This window comes from Prauserella sp. PE36 (genome assembly GCF_003311655.1).
Classification (GTDB): Bacteria; Actinomycetota; Actinomycetes; order Mycobacteriales; family Pseudonocardiaceae; genus Prauserella_A; species Prauserella_A endophytica.
The window spans coordinates 1-20,833 of the sequence record NZ_QEQT01000111.1 but is presented as its reverse complement, the minus strand read 5'-3'; the positions used below and the strand labels follow the sequence as shown (position 1 = coordinate 20,833).

Sequence of the window (20,833 nt, the reverse complement as noted above, 5' to 3'; positions counted from 1 at the left end):
TGCAGCGCTAGGCTCCGCCCCCGTGACGCCACCTTCCGTGCCGCCGGCACTCGCGACGCTGCCCGCCCTCTACGGCCCTCGGTTCCAGAACGAGCCGGCCCGGCTCTACCGCGAGATGCGCGAGCAGTACGGCCCCGTCGCGCCGGTGCTGCTGGAGGGCGGCGTGCCCGCGTGGCTCGTGCTCGGCTACCGGGAGCTGCTGCACGTCACGAACAACCCCGAGCTGTTCGCCCGCACGTCGCGGCACTGGCACGGCTGGAGCCGCGTGTCTCCGGACTGGTCGTTGCGCCCGTACGTGGAGTACCAGCCCAGCTCGATCCTGAGCGACGCCGAGGAGCACCGCAGGCTCTCCCCCGCCCTGCACGAGGCGCTCACCGCCGTCGACCAGGTGGAGCTGAGCACGCAGGTGGAGCAGATCGCCGACCGGCTGATCGACATGTTCGCCCCCAGGGGCGAGGCGGACCTGATCGCGCAGTACACCCACCAGATCCCGCTGCTGGTGCTCGCCAAGCTGTTCGGCCTTCCCGACGCCGAGGCACCCGAACTGGTTCGCGACGTCGCGGCCTCGGCCGACGAGGGTGACGAGGCCGTCCGCGCCCACGAGCGCATCGTCGCGCGGATGCTGCGGCTGGTGCGGGACAAGCGCGTGCGCCCGGGCGAGGACCTGCCCTCGCGAATACTCTCGCACCCGGTGGTGGAGCTGACCGACGAGCAGATCGCCACCGACCTCTTCCTCACGATGGGCGCGGCACAGCTGACGACGGCGGACTGGATGGGCAACGCGCTGCGGCTCATGTTCACCGACGACCGCTTCGCCGCGACCCTCGCCGGCGGACGCCGCAGCGTGCGGCAGGCCCTGAACGAGGTGCTGTGGGAGGAGACGCCGACCCAGAACTTCATCGGCCGCTTCGCCACCAGGGAGACCCACCTCGCCGGCAGGCGGATCCACACGGGCGACCTGGTGGTGCTCGGCCTTGCCGCGGCCAACACCGACCCGCTGGTGCACCCGGAGCCCGGCCGTGGCTCCGCCGACAACCAGGCCCACATGTCGTTCAGCCACGGCGAGCACGGCTGCCCGTACCCGGCTCAGGAGATCGCGGCGACCATCGTCGAGTCCGCGATCGAGGTGCTGCTCGACCGGTTGCCGGACGTCGACCTCGCGGTGGCCCCGGAGGCGCTGGTGTGGCGGCAGTCGGTGTGGATGCGCGGGCTCACCGCGCTGCCGGTGCGGTTCACACCCACCTGCACCAGCGGTTTCTAGGCGTTCCTCCAGGGGCTACCGGCAACGCTTGTGGGGCTACCCGATCTTCGTGTTTCCCACCGCGCGCGGTGGCGACCTAGCGTCGGTGCCGCGATCACGAGGAACGAAGGGAGCGCGAAGCATGACTGAGCGGACGTTGCGGAACAAGGTCGTCGTCATCGGCGGCGGCGCGAAGAACCTGGGTGGGTTGCTGTCCACCAACTTCGCCGAGGCAGGCGCGAACGTGGTGGTCCACTACCACAGCGACGCGTCGGCTGGGGACGCCGAGAAGACCGTCACCGCGGTCAAGGACGCCGGGGCCGACGCGATCGCCGTGCAGGGGGACCTGACCCGGGTCGCCGACGTGCGCGGGCTGTTCGACACCGCCGTGGACACGTTCGGCGGAGTCGACGTCGCGGTGAACACCACCGGGATGGTGCTGCGCAAGCCGATCCTGGAGACCACCGAAGACGAGTACGACCGGATGTTCGGCATCAACGCGAAGGCGGCGTACTTCTTCATCCAGGAAGCCGGACGGCGGCTCAACGACAAAGGCAAGATCATCAGCCTGGGCACGTCGCTGCTGGCGGCGTTCACCGACGGCTACTCCACCTACGCCGGCGGGAAGGCTCCGCTGGAGCACTTCACCCGCGCCGCGGCCAAGGAGTTCGCCGACCGGGGCATCTCGGTGAACACCGTCGCCCCCGGCCCGATGGACACCCCGTTCTTCTACCCTCAGGAAACACCGGAACGGGTCGAGTTCCACAAGTCGCAGGCGCTGGGCAACCAGCTCACCCGCATCGAGGACATCGCCCCGATCGTCACGTTCCTCGCCACCGAGGGATGGTGGTTCACGGGACAGACGTTGTTCCCGAACGGGGGCTACACCACCCGCTGAGCGTCGGACGGGGGCACGCATGGGACTGGACCTGCACAAGCTCGAACACCTCATCGCGGTGGCCGAGGAGGGCACGTTCACGCGGGCCGCGCGGCGCCTTCACCTGTCCCAGCAGGCACTGTCCAGCTCCATCCGCGCACTGGAACGCGAGGTGGGCGTGGACCTGCTCGACCGCAGCGGCAACACCATCACCGTCCTGCCCGCGGGGGAGGCGCTGATCGCCGACGCTCGCGTGCTGCACGGCATCGCTCGCTCCGCCGTGCGGCGCGCTCGCCGCATCGGCCGGGGTGAGGCGGAGACGTTGCGCATCGGGCACACCCCGGCGGTCACCGGCGACGAGGTCACCGCGCTGATCCGCCGGGTCCACGCCACCCAGCCCGAACTGGCCACGCAGGTGAACCAGCGCTATCCCGGAGAGCTGACCGAGCAGTTGCTGGCAGGCGACCTCGACCTCGGGCTGTGCCGGGCCATGACGCCCATCCGCGGGCTGACCCGCAGCACTCTGGGGAGCCAGCGGCTGCAGGTCGCCGTCGCCGCCGGCCATCGCCTCGCCGATCACGACTCGGTGCGGCTCGGTGACCTCGCCGACGAGCCGATCATGGTGTGGGGGCACCCCGGCCGGTCCGGCTACACCGAGCTGCTACTGCACCTCTGCCGCCAGGGCGGCTTCGAGCCGCGCTTGGAACGCAACCCGATCCAGGGCACCCCGCCGGAGACCGCCGTGATCGGCACCGACCACGTCGCGTTCGTCACCGCGCCTCCGGGCCTCGCGGCCGGCGGCCGGGTGCGCGTGCTCGTCCTCGAGCCGCCCTCCCACGTCCCGCTGCACGCGCTGTGGCCCCGGCACGTCGGCTCGGAGACCCGCGAGGCCTTCCTCCGCGCGGCCAGCGGCTGAGCCACTGGGCTCCCGCCACGGCCGCAGATACGCCTCCGGCCGCCGCGATCGCCCAGCCGGGCCCGAGCAAAGTGTTCTCCTGTACGTACGCATCCCTGGCGGCCAGAACGAGGGCGAACATCGCGCCGCTGCTGATCACCACCAGGGCCGTCGCGCGCCGGCCGCTCGCTCCCCCGCTCGGCCCGAAGGCCCGGTCCAGCGCGCTCGCCGCGCCGATTGCCCCGAGCGCGACCGCGACGAAGGCGGTGATGCCACCCGGTGGACCGCCCAGCAGCAGCGCGATGATCACCACGGTCCTGGCCACAACGACGGCCACGACACCCAACACCGCCGCGCACAGCACGTGCAGCACCGGCCGGTTCGGTCGCGGGCCGCCCACGTCCGAGGGGGCCTGCCGCCAGAGCAGCACCAGCCCGGACACGGTCAGGGCCGCAAGCAGCACGATGACGACGGTCAGGACGACGGTCTCGAACAGCGGGAGGTAGCCGACCGCGCGGTCGCCCTCGTAGAAGCACGTCGCGCTCGGCGGGAAGTAGTCCCGCTCGACGCCCGTGGCGCCGGGACAGGAATCGTCGAGATTGAACCACGACGGCATCGCCGCCTCGACGAGCACCGACCACACCAGGCATCCCACGAGACCGGCGCCGACGAGACCACGCGCCCCCCGCCCCGTCAGCTTCACCCGAACGATTTTGCCCTAGGCGTCGTAGTCGACGCTCACCGTGTCGGTGACCGGGCGCGACTGGCAGGTGAGCACGAAGCCCTCCGCCACCTCGTCGCCCTCCAGCGCGAAGTTGCGGCGCATGTGGACCTCGCCCTCGAGCACCTTCGCGCGGCACGTGCCGCACACGCCGCCCTTGCACGCGAACGGCAGGTCGGGCCGTACGCGCTGCACGCCGTCGAGGACCGCCGTGGACTTCGGCACCAGCGCCGTGGTGATGCGGCCGTCGAGCTTCACGGTCACCTCGCTCGTCTCGCCGACGAGCGCGGGCTCGGCGTGGCGCACCGGATCGGGTGGCACGTCCTCGACGAAGAACAGCTCCTGGTGCACGCGCGACGAGCCGACGCCGTGCCGTTCGAGCACGTCCTGCGCGTCGGTGACCATGCCGAACGGTCCGCACAGCCACCAGTGGCCGACCCGGTCCGGCTCCGGCACGAGGCGCAGCAGGTCGGTGAGCTTCTCCGCGTCGAGCCGTCCGCTGAACAGCTCCACCTCGCGTGGCTCCCGCGAGAGCACGTGCACGAGCTCGAACCGCGCCGGGTAGCGGTCCTTCAGATCGGCCAGCTCGTCGGCGAACATCACGGTGTCGGTGCGCCGGTTGCCGTAGAAGAGGGTCACCGTCGTGGCGGGGTTGCGCAGCACGGACGCCACGATCGACAGCACCGGCGTGATCCCTGAGCCCGCTGCGACGAGCACGTGGTGGGCGGGCGCCGCGAGGTCCGGCGTGAAGTTCCCGGTGGGAGTGCCCACCTCGATCACGTCGCCGGGCCGGACGTCGCGCACGAGCCACGTCGAGAACAGGCCGTCGGGCACCTCTCGCACACCCACTCTCGGCCGGTCGCCCGCGGGCGCGCAGATCGAGTACGACCGGCGCTCCTCGCGGCCGTCGACCGTGCGCCGGAGCGTCAGTGACTGGCCGGGCAGGAAATCGTACTCCCGCGCCAGTTCCGGCGGGACGTCGAAGGTGACCGCCACCGCGTCGTCACAGAGCCGCGTGACGTCGGCGACCGTGAGCGGGTGGAAGGTCGTTCGGGACCTCGGCCTCGCCGGAGCGCTCATCCTCCGACCCTAGGCGCCGTCGTGGCCAGGGACAACGGGACGCCAGCGCAGCGGCAGGTGCGTGATGCCGTTGATGAAGTTCGACGTGAGCCTCCTCGGCTCGCCGTCGAGCTCCACAACGGGCAGCCGCGAGAGGAACTCCCGGAAGAAGATCCTCAGCTGCAACCGCCCGAAATGCGCGCCGAGGCAGAGGTGCGGGCCGTCTCCGAACGCCAGGTGGTCGTTGGGCTCGCGCGTGATGTCGAACGTGCCGGGGCGGGCGAACACGCGCTCGTCGAAGTGCGCCGAGCAGTGGTACACCACCACCTTGTCGCCCGCCCGGATGTGCGCGCCGCCCAGTTCGACGTCGCGCGTGGCCGTGCGCCGGAAGCTCAGCACGGGCGGGTGCCAGCGCAGGATCTCCTCGACCGCGCTGGGAAGCAGCGCCGGGTCCGCCCGCAGCCGCGCGTACTGCTCCGGGTGGTTCGCCAGCGCGAGCACCCCGCCGGGCAATGCGCTGCGCACGGTGTCGTTGCCCGCGATCACCACGAGGAAGAAGAACATCTGCAGCTCGGCGTCGTCGAGCGCCCGGCCGTCGACCGACGCCCGCACGAGCGCGCTCATCAGGTCGTCGCCGGGTTGCTCCCGTTTGGCTTCGGCCAGCCGGAGGGCGTAGCCGAACATGTCCCGCAGCTGCGCGGGCGAACGCGGGTTCACCGGCTTGCCGTCAGGGCCCCGGACGATCTCGGCGTGCTCGGGGTCCTGGTAGCCGATCACGCGGTTGGTCCAGCGCAGCAGCAGTCCCCGGTCCTCAGCCGGCACGCCGAGGAGGTCGGCGAGGTTGGCCAGCGGGAAGTCGTCGGTGACGTCGACAGGCAGGTCGCAGCGTCCGCGCGGGGCGACGGCGTCGAGCAGAGCGCGGGCCCGCTCGGTGATCCGCTCGGCCGAGCGCTCCAGCCTGCGCCGGGTGAACACGCCGGAGACGATCCGGCGCAGGCGCTGGTGCTCCGGCGGGTCCATGTTGAGGATCATGCGGCGGATGAAGGCCAGGTCGTCGGGCTCCGGGTCGCGGATCTGCGTGGCACCGAGCCACGACGAGAACACCTCGGGCGTGCGCAGCACGTGCCGGACATCGGCGTGCCGCGTCACCGCCCAGTAGCCCGGGCCTTCGGGCCAGCCGAGCACCTCGGGCTCCTCCTGCCAGCTCACCGGTGCGGTGTCCCGCAGTACGCGGAACCGCTCGTGCGGCAGGCCACGCGCGAAGACGGTCGGATCGAAGACGTCGGGCACACTCATCGGCTCTCCCTTGACACCGACTGCTCGGCAAACCCAGTATTAACCGTCCATTCGGTCAGTTGGCAAGGGTGTGGCTGGTGCAGGGCAACGCTGCTTTCGACATGTTCGCCGTTGACGAGGCGTCGAAGACGCTCGGCATCGAGCTGCGGGAGGCCGGTGGCGGGCACGCCGTCGCGACGATGCGGATCACGCCGACGATGGTGAACGGCCACGACATCGCCCACGGCGGCTACGTCTTCCTGCTCGCCGACACCACGTTCGCGTGCGCGTGCAACAGTCACGGCCCCGTGACCGTCGCGGCGGGCGCCGAGATCTCGTTCGTCGCCTCCGCCCGGCTCGGCGACCACCTCGTCGCGACCGCGCAGGAGCGCACGCGGTTCGGGCGCAACGGCATCTACGACGTCACCGTGCATCGCGAGGGGCCCGAGGGCCGCACCGTCATCGCCGAGTTCCGTGGCCGCAGCAGGGTCATCGACAGGGAAGTCACATGACACAGGACACCGCCGAACGGCTCAGCGTCGACGAGCTCCGCGCCCTCCAGCTGAAGCGTCTGCAGTGGACACTGCGGCACGCCTACGACAACGTGCCCTTCTACCGCCGCCGGTTCGACGAGGCCGGTGTGCATCCCGACGACTGCCGGGAGCAGGCCGATCTCGCGAAGTTCCCCTTCACCACCAAGGCCGACCTGCGCGACAACTACCCGTTCGGCCTGTTCGCGGTGCCGAAGTCGCAGGTCCGCCGCATCCACGCCTCCAGCGGCACCACCGGTCAGCCCACCGTGGTCAGCTACACCGAGACCGACATCGACAACTGGGCGACGCTCATGGCGCGCTCGATCCGCGCGGCGGGCGGACGACCGGGCGACACCGTCCACGTGGCCTACGGCTACGGCCTGTTCACCGGCGGACTCGGCGCCCACTACGGCGCCGAGAAGCTGGGCTGCACGGTGGTGCCCGCGTCGGGCGGCATGACCGCGCGGCAGGTGCGGATCATCACCGACTTCGAGCCCCGCGTGATCATGGTGACGCCGTCATACCTGCTCACGCTGCTCGACGAGTTCGAACAGCAGGGCATCGACCCGGCCTCGACGTCGCTGCGGGTGGGCATCCTCGGTGCCGAGCCGTGGACCGAGCAGATGCGGGCCGAGCTCGAGAGCCGCATGGACATCGACGCCGTGGACATCTACGGACTGTCCGAGGTGATGGGCCCCGGCGTAGCGCAGGAGTGCGTGGAGACCAAGGACGGGCTGCACATCTGGGAGGACCACTTCCTGCCGGAGATCGTCGATCCCATCGAGGGCACCGTGCTGCCCGACGGCGAGCTGGGCGAGCTGACGTTCACCTCGCTCACCAAGGAGGCGCTGCCGATCATCCGGTACCGCACGCGTGACCTCACCCGGCTGCTGCCCGGCACCGCACGGCCGGCGCACCGGCGGATGGAAAAGGTGACCGGCCGCTCCGACGACATGATCATCCTGCGCGGGGTCAACGTGTTCCCGACCCAGATCGAGGAAGTCGTGCTGCGCGTCGAGGGGCTCTCCCCGCACTTCCAGCTCGTGCTGTCCAAACGCGACCGCCTCGACCACATGACGGTGCACGTCGAGGCGGAACCCGACGCGCCCGCAGAGCGCAGGAAGGCGGCGGCCGACGAGATCGTGGCGCTCGTCAAGGACGGCGTGGGCGTGAGCGTCGACGTCGCCGTGGTGGATCCCGGCACCCTGGAGCGCTCGGTCGGCAAGATGCGCCGGGTGATCGACCGGCGCGAGACCTGACCGGCCATCCCGATGGCCCGCAGGGGACGGCCCGGTCACGACCTCGAGTCGGTGCTGCGGTGCGCGGTCGCGCTGTTCAACGAACGCGGTTACGACCGCACCAGCATGGAGGACCTCGCCCGCGGGCTCGGCATCACCAAGTCGGCGATCTACCACCACGTGCCTGGCAAGGAGGAGCTGCTGCGGCTCGCCGTGAACCGGGCGCTCGACGGGCTGTTCGCGGTCGCCGACGAGGCGGCCTCGGTCGAGGGCCGCGCCGTCGAGCGCCTGGAGTACCTGGTGCGCGGCAGCGTCGGACTGCTCGTGGAGCAGCTGCCGTTCGTGACGCTTCTGCTGCGCGTGCGCGGCAACACGAGGGTCGAGCGCGCCGCGCTGGCGCGAAGGCGCGAGTTCGACCGGATCGTCGCCGAGCTGGTTGCCGAGGCTGAACGCGAGGGCGACCTCCGGCCCGACGTCGATCCCGCGGTCACCGCGCGCCTGCTCTTCGGTCTCGTGAACTCACTGATCGAGTGGTATCGCCCGGCTCGCGCGAGAACGGACATCTCCGAGGCCGTGGCGAGAATCGCCTTCGAAGGGATCCGCCTGCGGGCCTGAGCAGAGGTCACCAACACAGTGGACCCGGCCGGGAACTGGGGGTTAGCGAGCGAAAACGCCGGGTAGCAACACAGCCGAGACTCCCGATGAGTCTCGCGTAAGGAAAACGGGACCTGGCCTTCGGTGCCAGGCAAAGCGATGAAGACCAGGTCCCATCTCTGTGCGAACACAGAGAAAGGATCATCTCATGCGCACAGTTCGACGGACCATGGTCGCCACTGCGCTGGCGTTGCCCCTCGCGTTCGGGTCGGCCGGCCTGGCCTCCGCCGACGAATACGGCTCGGAGACGGCCGTTGTCGGCCCCGACGGCGTCGCGACCGAGCAGGTGGCGGCGAACGCGGGCAGCCAGGAGCAGGGCGTCTCGTACGTCACCGAGAGCCAGTACGCCGGGCCCGCCGGTGCGGCCTCCGACCTGACCTACGCCGGTACGGACGGCGATGGTGAGGCGGCCTACTACACCGAGAGCGCCGCGGCGAGCGAGGACGGTGCGGCGTCGAGCAGCACGTGGGCGGCCACCGACGACGAGCAGGCCGAGCCCTCCGACGTGTACGACGAGGACTGGCTCGTGACCGATGATGATGACGACGACGACGAGGACGTAGCGGCCTCGACGGACGGCTGACGGCCGGTTGGCCCGGACCTGGTGCCCCGGGGACCCCGCGCCCCCGGGGCACCAGCCTGTCCGGTGACGGCGGGTGTCGACGCCCTCATCGACAGTTACAGCTCTGGTAAGGTAAGACTTACCTTATAGGGGTGCGACCTGCCGAGCCGAGGAGTCCAGTGACCACCGCTTCGTCCGTGGCCGAGTCCGTCGGCGAATCCGTCTTCGACTGTGTCGGCAACACTCCCGTCGTCGCCCTGCGCCGCCTCTTCCCCGAGCGGGGCGCCGAGGTGGTCGCCAAGCTGGAGCTGCTGAACCCCAGCGGGAGCATGAAGGACCGGTCGGCGCGCTACATCGTGGAGAGCGGGCTGCGGGACGGCTCGATCCGGCCGGGCGCCAGGCTCATCGAGAGCAGCTCCGGCAACTTCGGGATCGCCCTCGCAGTGGCCGCCAGGGTGCACGGCCTGCGGTTCACCTGCGTCGTCGATCCCAAGACCACCACGGCCAACCTCGCGCTACTGCACCGGCTGGGCGCCGAGGTCGAACTGGTGTCCGAGGTGGACGACGCGGGCGGTTACCTGCAGAGCCGCCTCCGCCGGGTTCGGGAGCTGCTCGCGCGCACCCCCGGCGCCGTGTGGGTGAACCAGTACGCCAACGACCGCAACTGGCAGGCGTTCTACCACGGCACCGGGGCCGAGCTGACCGAGCAGCTGGTGCGCCCGCCCGACTACCTCTTCGCCGCGGTGAGCACCACCGGCAGCATCCTCGGCTGCTCGCGCAGGCTGCGCGAGCGCTTCCCCGCCCTGCGGGTGGTGGCCGTCGACGCCGTCGGGTCGGTGATCTTCGGCGGCGCTCCGGGCAGCCGCGAGATCCCCGGCATCGGCTCCAGCCGCGTGCCCGAGCTGTGCAGCCCCCAGGAGATCGACCAGGTCGTGCACGTCGACGACGTGGACGCCGCACATGGCTGCCGCGAACTGCTCGCCACGGAGGGCATCTTCGCGGGCGGCTCCACGGGCTCCGTCGTCGCCGCGATCCGCCGCACGCTGCCGTCGCTGCCGAGGCCGTGCCGGGTGGTGGCGATCTTCCCCGACCGAGGCGACCGTTATCTCGACCTCGTCTACGACGACGAATGGCTCGCCGCAGCCGAATCCCGCCGCGACAACGCCTGAGGAGCATCCACATGTCCGAGCCCCGCATCCGTTACCTCACGCGCGGCGACGTCGCCGCCGTCGGTGGCGACCACTCCGATCTCTACGTCGACGCGCTGCGTTCGGCGCTCGTCGCACACGCGCGGGGCCTGACCGTGCAGCCGCTCAAGCCGTACCTGCGCGTCGGCAGGGGCCACATCGCCGACCGGATCATCGCGATGCCCGCGCACGTCGGCTCCTCGGGCGAGGCCGGAATGTCGGGCATCAAGTGGGTCGGCAGCAAGCACGACAACCCGGAGTCGGGGCTCGAGCGCGCGAGCGCGGTGATCGTGCTCAACGACCCGGAAACCAACTACCCGGTGGCGATCATGGAGGGCGGGCTCGTCAGCGCCTGGCGCACGGCGGCGGTGACATGCCTGGCGGCGCGGCACCTTGCGCGGCCGGACTTCACGGACATGTCGCTGATCGGCTGCGGCCTCATCGGCACGACGCAGGTGACCGCGCTGCTGCAGCAGTTCCCCTCCCTCACCACGATTCACGCCTACGACGTGCGCGAGGACGCCGCGCGGGCGCTGGCGGAGCGTGTCGGCGACCGCGCGACGGTGCGGGTGGCGGCGAGCGCGGAGGACGCGGTGCGCGCGGGCGACGTCGTGGTGCCGTGCACCGTCACCGACCAGCCGTACATCGCGTTCTCGTGGCTCAAGCCGGGCACGTTCCTCGCGAACGTGTCCATCATGGACGTGCACAAGGACGTCTTCCTTGGCGCGGACAAGGTCGTCGTGGACGACTGGGAGCAGAGCAACCGGGAGAAGAAGATCATCAACCAGCTGGTGCTGGAGGGCTCGTTCTCGCGCGAGCAGCTGCACGCCGAGCTGGGTGAGATCCTGTGCGGCACCCGGCCGGGGCGGGAAACGGACGACGAGATCATCCTGCTGAACCCGATGGGGATGGCGGTGGAGGACATCGCGTGCGCGGCCGAGATCTACCGCCGCGCCGAGTCCCGGAACGTCGGCACATGCCTGACCCTCTACTGAGCGACCCCGACTGCCCCCAAGGCCACCTTTGTTGCGTTGAACGCAACAAAGGTGGCCTTGGGGGACTACTCGAACAGGTCATGGGGGATCTGGTGGACGCGCTCGTTCGGGAAGGGGTTTGCGGGTTTGGGGAGGGGGTCCTCGATGGCGAGTGGTACCGCGTCGGCGACGTGAGATTCCGGGTGCGAGACGGCGGCGCGTTGCAGCGGGTGCGCTTCGCTGGAGGGCCGGTGCTGCACGGCTCCACCGGGGTCACGCCCGACGAGCTGATCCGCGTCGTCGCCGGCGGCGAGCCCTTCGCCGAGCAGGTCGCCCGCGACCTGCACACGGCCGTCGAACACGGCGAGGTGACGGCCACGCCTCACCACAGCGCCATCGGCGGCACGCTCGGGATGCTCGCCGGGGAACGGTTCGCAGCGAGCCGCAACCGCCCGTTCCACCCCACCGCGCGCGCCGCCGCCGGCTGGTCGGCCGCCGACCTCGCCCGCTACGGCACCACCCGCACCGACCCGCTCCCGCTCGACTGGGTCGCCGTGCGCACCGGCCACCTCCGTTTCGGCTCCGGCGCAAGGGATCTCGCAGGCCTGCTCCTCGGCGAGGCCGCGCCGGAACCGCCCGAGGGGTTCCACCTCCTGCCGGTGCACCCATGGCAGTTCGAACACGTGCTGCCGAGGGAGTTCGCCGCCGAGCTGACCAGCGGCGACGTCCGTCCGTTCGCGCGCGGGCTCGGCGAGTTCCGGCCGACGTCGTCGCTGCGCACGCTCGTCGCACCCGGGCAGGCGCGCCACGTGAAGCTGCCGCTTGGCATCGCCACGCTCGGCGCGACCCGGCTGCTGCCACCGCGCTACCTCGACAACGGCGAGCGCGCGGAACGCACCATGCGCGCGATTCTGGCCCGCGATCCGGACCTCGCGGCGCTGGTGACCGTGTGTGACGAGCGCACCTGGTGCGGCTGGGCCGGTGACGACGAGTTCGCCGACCGGCCGGGCCACCTCGCCGCGCAGGTGCGCACCTACCCCGCCGACGTCCTGGACGCCGTGCCCATGGGCGCGTTCGCCGCACCCGCACTCCACGCGAGCGGCTGGCAGTGCGATCCGGTGCCGTTCTTCACGGCGCTCGCGGAGGCGTTCTGCGCGATGGCGCTCGGCTTCCTCCGCTACGGCGTCCTGCCCGAGCTGCACGGCCAGAACGTCGCCGTGACACTGGCCGGCGGGCTGCCGGCCCGGTTCGTGCTCCGCGACCACGACACGTTGCGGGTCCATCCACAGTGGATGCGGGCCGCGGGGGTGGAGCAGCCGCGCTACCGCGTCAAGCCGGGTGCGCGGCAGTCGCTCGTGCTCGGAGAACCGGAGGCGCTCGTCGGCTACTTGCAGACGCTGGGCCTGCAGGTCAACCTCTACGGCATCGCCGACGCACTGTCCCGGCACTACGGCATCACGGAGAAGCTCCTGTGGAAACAGCTCCGCACGGCACTGACCACCTGCCTCGACCGCACGAGCCCGCCCCCAGAGGTGGAGCGGCTGCTCCTGCGCTCGCCGACGTGGCCGAGCAGGCAGGTGCTCGGCCCGCTGCTGCGCCAGGGCTCCTCGGCGGGAGTGAGCATGCCGGCGAGCACGGGACGAGTCCCGAACCCGCTGCTGTTGTAGCCGCCGAGCACGCCGCCCGAACCCGGCTGCTCAACGCCTACCTGCGGGAGACCGGCGTCCACGATGTCGCACCCGGCGAGCTGCTGGTGCGACTGCCCGCGACGGGCCGGACGCTGCGCGCCGAGGTACGGCACCGCTCTCCGTGCGGCCACCACCGCTACGCCGAGCACACCACGCCGGGCCACGCCGAGTTCGTCGCGGCGCTGCTCGCCGAGCTGGAGGCCACCACGGGGTGCGCCGGTGCCGCCGAGCTGGCCGCGCAGATCGGCAACAGCGTCAGCCGCACGGCCCGCTACCTCGGCCATGGCAGGCGTCAGCCGGGCACCGGCGCGCACGCGCTGACCCGCCACGCTGAACAGAACGTTCTGCTCGGTCACCCGTTCCACCCGACGCCGAAGAGCGCCGAGGGGTTCACCGATGCCGACCTCGGGCGCTACTCACCGGAGCTGGGCGCGGAGTTCGTGCCCTACTACCTCGCCGTGGCGAGCGAGGTGGTGGTGGACGTGCGGGTGGCGCCGGGCGACTGGGTGCCCGACGAGGTCGCCGCACAGATCCCGCCGGGGTACGAGGCACTGCCGGTGCATCCGTGGCAGGCCGGATACCTGCGAGGGCTGCCCGAGGTGACCGCGCTGATCGAGCAGGGCGCGCTGGTGCCGCTGGGCCCGCTCGGCAGGCCGGTCTACCCGACGTCGTCCGTGCGAACCGTGTGCGACCCGGAGTTCCCGGTTTCGTGGAAGCTCCCGCTGCACGTCCGCATCACCAACTTCGTCCGCAACAACCCGCTCGAACACCTGCGCAGGGCGGCCGACGCTAGCCTGCTCGCCGCGCGCCTGCCCGCACTGGACGGGTTCGGCGTGGTGCTGGAGAGCGGCTACCGCACCCTCGACCCGCGCGTGGTGAGCGACGGGCTGGCGGCCGACCTCGCCGTGCTGTTCCGGCGGAATCCGTTCGCCCGCAACGGGCAAGCGCCGAGGGTGCTCGCCGGGTGGCTCGAGGATCCGCCGCGAATCGAAGGGCCTGCGGAGGAGTGGCTTCGCCGCTACCTCGACGTTTCGCTGCTGCCGCTGCTGTCGGCGTTCGCCTCCGACGGCGTGAGCTTCGAGGCACACGTGCAGAACTCCCTGCTGTGCACGCAAGACGGCCGGCCGACGGGGTTCTGGGTGCGCGACCTGGAGGGCGTGTCGGCGAGCCGCACGCGTGCCCGGCACGAGCTGGTCGCGCCCGACAGCCCGGTGCTCTACGACGAGGACGAGGCGTGGCTGCGGCTGCGCTACCACGCGGTGACCAACCAGCTCGGGCACGTCGTGCACGTGCTCGGCCTGCACACCGGCGCCGGGGAGGACCGCCTGTGGCGGGTCGCGCGTGAGCACCTGACGGGCAGGCCGGAGGCCGGGGACCTGCTCGCCTGCCCCACGCTGCCCGCCAAGGCCAACCTGTTCAGCCGCTTCACCGGTCGTGGTGAGCGGCCCCACTACGTCGACGTCCCCAACCCGCTGCGGGAGCTGCCATGACCCACGAACTCGTCCAGCACGCGCTCACCGCGCCGACGACGCGGACGGTGCGGCGCAGGCTGCTGCGACAGCTGCTGGAGTCGCTGCTCTACGAGGGCGCCGTGCGCACCAGCGACGACATCACGATCGCGGGCGCGGGCGGCGTGACCTACACCTTCAGTGCGAGGCGGCGGTTCACGTTCGACCGCGTGACGGTGGACGAGATCCTTCGCGACGGACGGGAACCGGAGTCGGTGACCCGGTTCCTCGGCGAGATCTCCGATCGCCTCGACGCCGATCCCGAATGCCTCGCCCGGTTCGCACGGGAACTCGAGCACACGCTGCTCAACGACGCACTCGCGCAGTACTGCCGCCGCGGCGTGCTCGCAGGGTCCGGCTTCGACGCGCTGGAGGGCGGCGTCACCGACGGGCATCGCTACCACCCCGCATACAAGTCCCGCATCGGCTTCGACGTCGCCGACAACCTGGCCTACGGCCCCGAGTTCGCTCACCCGATCCGTCCACTGTGGATTGCGGCGCGGCGGGACATCACCGAGGTGACCACGTCGGCGACGGTCGAAGAGCACACCTTCCTGCGCGGGCAGCTCGGCGAGGCCGTCACGACACCCTGGCCGGAGTACACGCTCGTGCCCGTGCACCCGTGGCAGTGGCGTCAACACGTCGCGAGAGCGTTCTCCGGGCAACTGCGATCGGGCGAGCTGGTGGTGCTCGGGGAGGATCCGCACGAGTTCCTGCCGCAGCAGTCGATCCGCACGCTGTCCTGTGTGGACCAGCCGAACCGGCCTTACCTCAAGCTCGCGATGTCGCTGCTGAACACCTCCACCAGCCGGGTGCTCGCGCCCCATACCGTGCACAACGCTCCGCTGGTCTCCGACTGGCTGCGAAGCGTCGTCGCATCGGATCCCTTCCTGGACGACGAGCTGCGCACCGTGCTGCTCGCAGAGGTCATGGGAACGGCCGTGAACCCCGAGCCCGCCGCGGAGTTCCTTCGCGAGGACGGCTACGGCACGCTCGCCTGTATCTGGCGCGAGAGCCTGCACCCGTTCCTCGACCCCGGCGAGCGGGCAGCGCCCTTCACCGCGCTCACCGCCCGCGAGCGGGACGGGACGCCTTTCCTCGACCCGTGGGTGCGCGAGCACGGCGTGCGGGCCTGGGTGCGCAGGCTCGCCGAGGTGGCCGTGGTGCCGCTCGTGCACCTGCTCTGCCGCCACGGCATCGCACTGGAGTCGCACGCGCAGAACATGGTGCTGCTCCACCGCGACGGCCTGCCTTCGCGCGTCGCGCTGCGCGACTTCCACGACGGAATCCGCTTCTCGCGCGAGCACCTGGCCGAGCCGTCGCTGTGCCCGGAGCTGCGGGGAACGCCGTCGTACCACCGAAACCGCAACTCCTTCATCGAGACGGGCGACCCCGAGCTCGTCGCCGACTTCATGCTCGACGCGTTCCTCTTCGTCAACATCGGCGAGCTGGCGATCTTCCTCGCCGACGCCCACGGACTGTCCGAACGCGACTTCTGGGCCATCGTCGGCGAGGTGGTGCGCGAGCACCACGAGCGATTCGGTGAGCCGCTGTTCGACGTGTTCAAGCCGGAGGTCGCCGTCGAGAGGCTCACGACTCGCCGCCTGCTGCCGGACACGGAACTGCGGCTGCACCGCGTCCCCAACCCGCTGGCGCGCTCATGACCGCGCCGGAGCCGGTGTGCCGGTACGTCTACGACCTGGGCGCACTCGCCGAGCACGCCGGCAAGGTGGTCGCCGCGCTGCCGGAACGCTGCCGCATGTTCTACGCGATGAAGGCCAACAGCGCGGAGCCGGTCCTGCGCACGCTCGCGCCACTCGTGGCCGGGTTCGAGGTTGCCTCCGGTGGTGAGCTGGCCAAGGCGAGGGCCGTGGCGTCCGACGGCGAGGTGCTCTTCGGAGGTCCGGCGAAGACGCCGGCCGAGATCGAGCAGGCGCTCACGGCCGGGGTCGCGCGGCTGCACGTGGAGAGCGTGCTTGAACTGCACCGGATCTCCGAGGTCGCCACGCGGCTAGGCCGGACCGCTGCGGTGCTGCTACGGGTGAACCTCGCCTGCCCGTTCCCGAGCGCCACCCTCGCGATGGCGGGCCGTCCCACCCAGTTCGGCATCGACGAGGCGCGACTTCCCGAAGCGGTGCGGGCGGCCGTCGAGCTGCCCGGCGTCGCGTTCGCGGGCTTCCATCTGCACTCGCTGTCCAACAACCTCTCGCCCGAGGCGCATCTCGCGATGCTCGACCTCTACCGGCGCAAGATCACGAGCTGGGAGGAGGCGTTCGGGGTTCACTGCGAGGTCGTCAACGTCGGCGGCGGGATCGGTGTGAACTACGCGGACCTGACGGCGCAGTTCGACTGGGACCGGTTCACCGAAGGGCTCGCCCGGCTCGCCGGGACGTTTCCCGGGCACTGGAGGGAGATCGACTTCGAGTGCGGGCGGTTCCTGGTCGCCGCCTGCGGCAGCTACCTGACCGAGGTGCTGGACGTCAAGAGCAACCACGGTGTCCACTATGTACTCGTGCGCGGCGGCACCCATCACTTCCGGCTGCCCGCTTCGTGGCAGCACAGCCACCCCTTCAGCGTGCGCTCCGTCGAGGCGTGGCCCGCTGCCCTGCCGAGGCCGGGCGTGCACGGCGAGCCGGTGACGGTGGTCGGCGAGCTGTGCACGCCGAAGGACGTGCTCGCCCGGGACGTGGTGGTGGACGGGGTGCGGGCGGGCGACGTGCTGGAGTTCCACTACGCGGGCGCGTACGGCTGGGAGATCTCGCACCACGACTTCCTCAGCCACCCGCACCCCGAGCACGTGTACACGCCGAGCGAACGCCGTCGGTGAGACCTTCGAGTCCGTCGTGACAGTCCTGGTCCACACCAGGCCAGCTGCTTCCTACAGGCCCTCGACGGTCGCGAGGAGGTTGTTCATGATCCCGACCGCGTTGTCCTCGGCCGCCTGGGCGGTGTCGGCGACGTACCGGAGGGCCTCACCGTACTGCCGGAGAGAGTCGACCATCGTGTCGTGCTTGTCGACGGCTTCCTGCCCGAGGGACACAGCCCTGCTCCCGAAGTTCTGACCAGCGAGGGGAATGGCCGGAAAGCCCGAGGACGAACCCCAGTCGGCAGCGGCGATCGTGTCGACGCCCGCCTAGTACTCCCGACTGTTCGCGGCAAGGGAATCGACCTTCGGATCCAGCCAGCGGCTCACCCCGCTCTTGAGCTGGCCGGGGACGATGTTGCGCCCGTGAGGCGGGATGTCCTTGATCGACTCGTCGAGCGCGGGCGGATCCATCGAGTGTCCGTTGCGGATCTCGGCGATCCGCGTGCCCAGGTTGTCGCGAACGCTGTCGATCTCACCGGCGAACTGGTTCAGCTGCCGGGTCACCTCCTCGCAGAATCCGTTGAGGAGGTGGCTCCAGCGGCCGGGGTCCACGGCTTCGTACTCGGCCGGCGACTTCCCGGCCTGTTCCTGGAGGGCGGCGGTGGCGGCCCCGATCGCGCCGGCGGACACCAGCCACGGCAACGTCGACCCTCCGGTCACGATCGTGACGCCGACGACCCCGGCTCCGGCGAGCAGAGCGGCGAACCAGTTCGGACCGGCGGCCGGCGCCTCGGCCGGCGAGGTGGTGATCTTGGCCTCGAAGCGTTCGATCAGGCCCTTCACCGCCTGGTCCAGCGCGCGCCGGGCTTCCAGGTACACCGCTTGGTACAGCGCGAACGCTTCGGCGACGGCGAGGAAGGCGTTCTCGTTGCCGACGGCGAACCTGATCCACCGCTGTTCCCAGTCGTGGGCTCTGGCGTTGCCGTCCTCGATCCAGCCCTTGCGCATCTGGCGCGAAGTCCGAGTTCAGCGGGAGCAACATCGGGTACTCGGCCCCGGTCGCCTCACCCGTCCGCTCTCCCGTGTCTCCGGTGCCCCCGACGCAGAGGTAGCCGGTCGCGAACCCGTCGTACGCCGTCCCGAGCGCGGCGGGACTGCACCTGGCGAGGGCAAGGGCCGCCTCGAAAACGGTGGAAGGGTCGGCCCCGTCGATGACCGAACCGATGACCTCGTAGTGCTCGCCCTCCCTGATCAACGGTTGGTCGGTGGGCTTGTTGAGATCGACCTCGGTTCTTCCGTCCTCGAGGTGTTCACCGTTGATGAACCGGATGCGCCGGGGTGCGTCGTGCTCTCGGTAGCCGGTCAGGTAGTCGATCCATGCGGCGTACTCCGCCATGGTGCCTTTCAGGTCGTCGTCCCTGAGTGCGGTGGAGGCGGGGTGGTCGGCCACTGGTGCGAGTCCCGGAGGAGGTGCCATGACTTCGCTGTGCCTTTCTTCTCGGCGCGGCGGTGCTCGTACTGCGCACAACGCTCGCGCCTTGGAACGGCCGGGCACAGGTAAAGCGGGCGGTCATCGGTGGCCGGTGGTGGAGACCAGCGCGAACGCCGTTCTAGTGGCCGGGAGCGAGGCCCCGTGACCGGCGGCTTCCGGGGGCCCGGCGAACCTGGCACAGTCGTCACCGTGCCGTCGGAGGAGCTGCCGGACTGGCTGCCGGCCTGGTGCGTGGACCGGCTGGGCCACGAGCCGGCCGGCGTGTTGTTCGAGCAGCGGAGCATCTCGGCCGTGTTCGGGCTGCGGCTGTCCGATGGGCGCGAGGTGGTGCTGAAGGCGCGCGAGGACGACGGCCGGGCATCGTCGTGTGTCGCCGCGCAGGCCCGGTTGGCGGAGCGGGGCTTTCCGTGCGCCCGGCCGCTCACGCCCCCTGTCGCCGTCGATGGGCTCGCCGTGCACGCCGAGGAGTTGCGGCCGGGCGGTGAGCTGATGCGCGGGGACTCGCCGGACGTCGCCGTACGCTACGCCGCGGTGTTCGCGCGGCTGATGGCCGAGCTGGCCGACGTGACCGTCGCGCCGCCGTTGCCGAATCCGCGCTGGGCTCGATGGGACCACGCCGATCCCGGCTTGTGGCCTGCGATCGGGTTCCTCGACGAACGGGACCAGAGCGCCGTGCCCGCGTACGTTGTCGACACGGCCGCCAGGGTGCGAAGGCGACTGCTGGCCGCCGACCTGCCGTGCGTGCTGGGGCACGCCGACTTCGAGGCGCAGAACCTCCGCTGGCACGACGGCGAGGTGTGGGCCGTGCACGACTGGGACAGCCTGGCGTGGCAGCCGGAGGCGGCACTGGTGGGCGCGGCGTGCGGCGCGTTCGCGAGCGCCTCACCTCCCACGCTGGCGCCGGTCGAGAGCTCCGCCGCGTTCCTGGCGGCGTACCTGGACCTACGGGGACGCCGGTTCACCGCCGAGGAGTGGGAGATCGCCTGGGCGGCCAGCCTCTGGGCCGCCGTGCACAACGCCCGCTGGGAGGCGCTGCACGGAGACCCACCAGTGTCCGGTGAGGCCGTCCGCGCACAGGCCGCCGAACGGCTCCGCCAGGCGAACGCCTAGGTCCTACCAGGTTGCGGCCAGGCGAGGCGAAGCCGATGTGCCCGAAAAGTCTCGCCCAGTCTGGAGATCCGGGGCGTGGGTGCCGGCGGAAGGGGTGGGGGTCGCGCCGACGGTACCGACACTCGCTGATCGCCGCGCCTCGGGCCACAGCATCATCGGCCTGGCGTTGTTCGGCCAGTCGGCCTTGCGCACCCAGGCCGTCGGCCGCTGCTGGTCGCGGGGCAGCATGCTGGCGTGGCTGGCCTAACTGTCGGCCTCCACGGCGGTGCCAACCAGGATGTCCTGCACGAACCCCACCATCGCCGTCCACACGCCGGGAATCAGCAGCACCGCGAGCACCGCGAACGCGGGGAAGACGAAGCCGTTCTCGAAGCCCTTGCCGGTGCGGAACCGCAGCCAGCTCGGCGGGCGCAGCTCGTACCACGTCTCGCCCGCGATCGGGAGCGGGAAGAGGAACGGACAACCGGACTCGGTGAGCGCGTCGCCGAGGCAGTGCGTGAAACAGCCCAGCGCCACCGCGATGCCGAGGAGCCCGGTGACGGCGTCGAGCTCGGCGAGCGCGTTGGGGTTGTTCTCGTAGACCCACCACACCACCGCGCCGCCCGAAACGGGCAGCAGCCAGTCGCCGAGTGCGTCCTCCGCCAGCAGCAGCCCGAACAGGACCACGCCCGCGACCGCCCACGGGCCACCGGCCTCGGTGCCCGCCGACGTGGCGAAGCCGAGCGCCACGGCGAACAGCAACGTGTGCGACAGGTGCCGGTGGGTGCCCTTGCCCCGCTCGTCGCGCGGCCCCTTGGTGACCGCGTAGAGCCAGGCCGATGCCTTGCGCAGCAACCACGACAGCCCGCCGGTGAGCGGGCCCAGCAGCTTCGAAGCCCGCGCTCCGGGATGGTCGAGATCCGGCAGGAGCGCGAAACCGGCCGTCGTCGCCGCGAACACCAGCACCTGCGCGAGCGTGGTGACCCCGGCGAAGGGGGCGACGGCGAGTCCGGCGCACCAGCCGGTGAGCGCGTG

General features: G+C 71.1%; 19 protein-coding genes. 14 read left to right on the top strand and 5 right to left on the bottom strand.

The annotated features are described in order from the left end of the window. Positions 1 to 22 precede the first annotated feature (22 nt). The 3 genes from DI005_RS36735 (at position 23) to DI005_RS36725 (ending at position 3,033) form a co-directional block, all read left to right on the top strand. Positions 23 to 1,261, top strand: a complete 1,239-nt coding sequence (locus DI005_RS36735; protein ID WP_170200636.1) for a cytochrome P450 — start codon at positions 23 to 25, stop codon at positions 1,259 to 1,261. Between the two features lie 121 nt (positions 1,262 to 1,382). Further along, positions 1,383 to 2,138, top strand: coding sequence for an SDR family oxidoreductase (locus DI005_RS36730; protein ID WP_113645089.1), 756 nt, complete (start codon positions 1,383 to 1,385; stop codon positions 2,136 to 2,138). 19 nt (positions 2,139 to 2,157) lie between these two features. Then, positions 2,158 to 3,033 (top strand): LysR family transcriptional regulator, encoded by an 876-nt coding sequence (locus tag DI005_RS36725; protein ID WP_113645088.1) that lies wholly within the window; start codon positions 2,158 to 2,160, stop codon positions 3,031 to 3,033. 697 nt (positions 3,034 to 3,730) lie between these two features. On the opposite strand, the gene paaE is transcribed toward DI005_RS36725, so the two are convergent. Beyond that, positions 3,731 to 4,813, bottom strand: a complete 1,083-nt coding sequence (gene paaE / locus DI005_RS36715; RefSeq protein ID WP_113645087.1) for a 1,2-phenylacetyl-CoA epoxidase subunit PaaE — start codon at positions 4,811 to 4,813, stop codon at positions 3,731 to 3,733. A gap of 9 nt (positions 4,814 to 4,822) precedes the next feature. Beyond that, positions 4,823 to 6,088 carry a cytochrome P450 gene (locus DI005_RS36710; protein ID WP_113645086.1) on the bottom strand — a complete coding sequence of 422 codons (1,266 nt, stop codon included), beginning with the start codon at positions 6,086 to 6,088 and terminating at the stop codon, positions 4,823 to 4,825. Positions 6,089 to 6,189: 101 nt separating this feature from the next. On the opposite strand from DI005_RS36710, the gene paaI reads away from it, so the two are divergent. The 10 genes from paaI to DI005_RS36660 all read left to right on the top strand — a co-directional run bounded on the left by paaI (position 6,190) and on the right by DI005_RS36660 (position 17,238). After that, positions 6,190 to 6,579 (top strand): hydroxyphenylacetyl-CoA thioesterase PaaI, encoded by a 390-nt coding sequence (gene paaI / locus DI005_RS36705; protein ID WP_112264746.1) that lies wholly within the window; start codon positions 6,190 to 6,192, stop codon positions 6,577 to 6,579. Next, complete coding sequence (gene paaK, locus DI005_RS36700) at positions 6,576 to 7,859, top strand: phenylacetate--CoA ligase PaaK (RefSeq protein WP_113645085.1); 1,284 nt, start codon at positions 6,576 to 6,578, stop codon at positions 7,857 to 7,859. The genes paaI and paaK overlap by 4 nt, the downstream gene beginning before the upstream one ends. Positions 7,860 to 7,871: 12 nt before the next feature. Further along, positions 7,872 to 8,453: a TetR/AcrR family transcriptional regulator gene (locus tag DI005_RS36695; RefSeq protein WP_113645084.1), complete on the top strand. Its 582-nt coding sequence runs from the start codon at positions 7,872 to 7,874 to the stop codon at positions 8,451 to 8,453. A gap of 187 nt (positions 8,454 to 8,640) precedes the next feature. After that, a complete protein-coding gene (locus DI005_RS36690) occupies positions 8,641 to 9,075 on the top strand; it encodes a hypothetical protein (protein ID WP_113645083.1) in 435 nt (144 codons plus the stop codon). A gap of 158 nt (positions 9,076 to 9,233) precedes the next feature. Further along, positions 9,234 to 10,223: a 2,3-diaminopropionate biosynthesis protein SbnA gene (gene sbnA, locus DI005_RS36685; protein ID WP_113645082.1), complete on the top strand. Its 990-nt coding sequence runs from the start codon at positions 9,234 to 9,236 to the stop codon at positions 10,221 to 10,223. Between the two features lie 11 nt (positions 10,224 to 10,234). Continuing rightward, on the top strand, positions 10,235 to 11,236 hold the full coding sequence (gene sbnB, locus DI005_RS36680; RefSeq protein WP_113645081.1) for a 2,3-diaminopropionate biosynthesis protein SbnB: 1,002 nt from the start codon (positions 10,235 to 10,237) through the stop codon (positions 11,234 to 11,236). Positions 11,237 to 11,406: 170 nt separating this feature from the next. Beyond that, on the top strand, positions 11,407 to 12,882 hold the full coding sequence (locus tag DI005_RS36675; RefSeq protein WP_233520445.1) for an IucA/IucC family protein: 1,476 nt from the start codon (positions 11,407 to 11,409) through the stop codon (positions 12,880 to 12,882). Then, positions 12,777 to 14,393, top strand: a complete 1,617-nt coding sequence (locus tag DI005_RS36670) for an IucA/IucC family siderophore biosynthesis protein (RefSeq protein ID WP_112264681.1) — start codon at positions 12,777 to 12,779, stop codon at positions 14,391 to 14,393. The genes DI005_RS36675 and DI005_RS36670 overlap by 106 nt, the downstream gene beginning before the upstream one ends. Beyond that, positions 14,390 to 16,075, top strand: a complete 1,686-nt coding sequence (locus DI005_RS36665) for an IucA/IucC family siderophore biosynthesis protein (protein WP_113645079.1) — start codon at positions 14,390 to 14,392, stop codon at positions 16,073 to 16,075. The genes DI005_RS36670 and DI005_RS36665 overlap by 4 nt, the downstream gene beginning before the upstream one ends. Continuing rightward, positions 16,072 to 17,238, top strand: a complete 1,167-nt coding sequence (locus DI005_RS36660; RefSeq protein WP_113645078.1) for a type III PLP-dependent enzyme — start codon at positions 16,072 to 16,074, stop codon at positions 17,236 to 17,238. The genes DI005_RS36665 and DI005_RS36660 overlap by 4 nt, the downstream gene beginning before the upstream one ends. Before the next feature lie 51 nt (positions 17,239 to 17,289). Here DI005_RS36660 and DI005_RS38425 read toward each other — a convergent pair whose 3' ends face one another. Together DI005_RS38425 and DI005_RS36655 are read right to left on the bottom strand one after the other, a co-directional pair. Continuing rightward, a complete protein-coding gene (locus DI005_RS38425; protein ID WP_158559952.1) occupies positions 17,290 to 17,451 on the bottom strand; it encodes a hypothetical protein in 162 nt (53 codons plus the stop codon). 93 nt (positions 17,452 to 17,544) lie between these two features. Beyond that, positions 17,545 to 18,225 (bottom strand): hypothetical protein, encoded by a 681-nt coding sequence (locus DI005_RS36655; protein ID WP_113645077.1) that lies wholly within the window; start codon positions 18,223 to 18,225, stop codon positions 17,545 to 17,547. Positions 18,226 to 18,898: 673 nt separating this feature from the next. Between DI005_RS36655 and DI005_RS36650 the strand changes: the two genes are divergently transcribed. Beyond that, entirely contained in the window at positions 18,899 to 19,819 is a 921-nt protein-coding gene (locus tag DI005_RS36650; RefSeq protein ID WP_113645190.1) for a phosphotransferase, read from the top strand. A 243-nt stretch (positions 19,820 to 20,062) separates the two neighbouring features. On the opposite strand, the gene DI005_RS36640 is transcribed toward DI005_RS36650, so the two are convergent. After that, positions 20,063 to 20,833 (bottom strand): metal-dependent hydrolase (locus DI005_RS36640; protein WP_147263936.1); only part of this gene is annotated, 771 nt, incomplete at its 5' end.

What these genes read in the sequence shown, in the direction of transcription:
- paaK (WP_113645085.1), top strand. Translation starts at nt 6,576, where the DNA reads ATGACACAGGACACCGCCGAACGGCTCAGCGTCGACGAGCTCCGCGCC.
- DI005_RS36695 (WP_113645084.1), top strand. Translation starts at nt 7,872, where the DNA reads ATGGCCCGCAGGGGACGGCCCGGTCACGACCTCGAGTCGGTGCTGCGG.
- DI005_RS36655 (WP_113645077.1), bottom strand. Translation starts at nt 18,225, where the DNA reads ATGCGCAAGGGCTGGATCGAGGACGGCAACGCCAGAGCCCACGACTGG.
- DI005_RS36730 (WP_113645089.1), top strand. Translation starts at nt 1,383, where the DNA reads ATGACTGAGCGGACGTTGCGGAACAAGGTCGTCGTCATCGGCGGCGGC.
- paaI (WP_112264746.1), top strand. Translation starts at nt 6,190, where the DNA reads ATGTTCGCCGTTGACGAGGCGTCGAAGACGCTCGGCATCGAGCTGCGG.
- DI005_RS36710 (WP_113645086.1), bottom strand. Translation starts at nt 6,088, where the DNA reads ATGAGTGTGCCCGACGTCTTCGATCCGACCGTCTTCGCGCGTGGCCTG.
- sbnB (WP_113645081.1), top strand. Translation starts at nt 10,235, where the DNA reads ATGTCCGAGCCCCGCATCCGTTACCTCACGCGCGGCGACGTCGCCGCC.
- DI005_RS36665 (WP_113645079.1), top strand. Translation starts at nt 14,390, where the DNA reads ATGACCCACGAACTCGTCCAGCACGCGCTCACCGCGCCGACGACGCGG.
- DI005_RS36725 (WP_113645088.1), top strand. Translation starts at nt 2,158, where the DNA reads ATGGGACTGGACCTGCACAAGCTCGAACACCTCATCGCGGTGGCCGAG.
- DI005_RS36690 (WP_113645083.1), top strand. Translation starts at nt 8,641, where the DNA reads ATGCGCACAGTTCGACGGACCATGGTCGCCACTGCGCTGGCGTTGCCC.
- DI005_RS36660 (WP_113645078.1), top strand. Translation starts at nt 16,072, where the DNA reads ATGACCGCGCCGGAGCCGGTGTGCCGGTACGTCTACGACCTGGGCGCA.
- paaE (WP_113645087.1), bottom strand. Translation starts at nt 4,813, where the DNA reads ATGAGCGCTCCGGCGAGGCCGAGGTCCCGAACGACCTTCCACCCGCTC.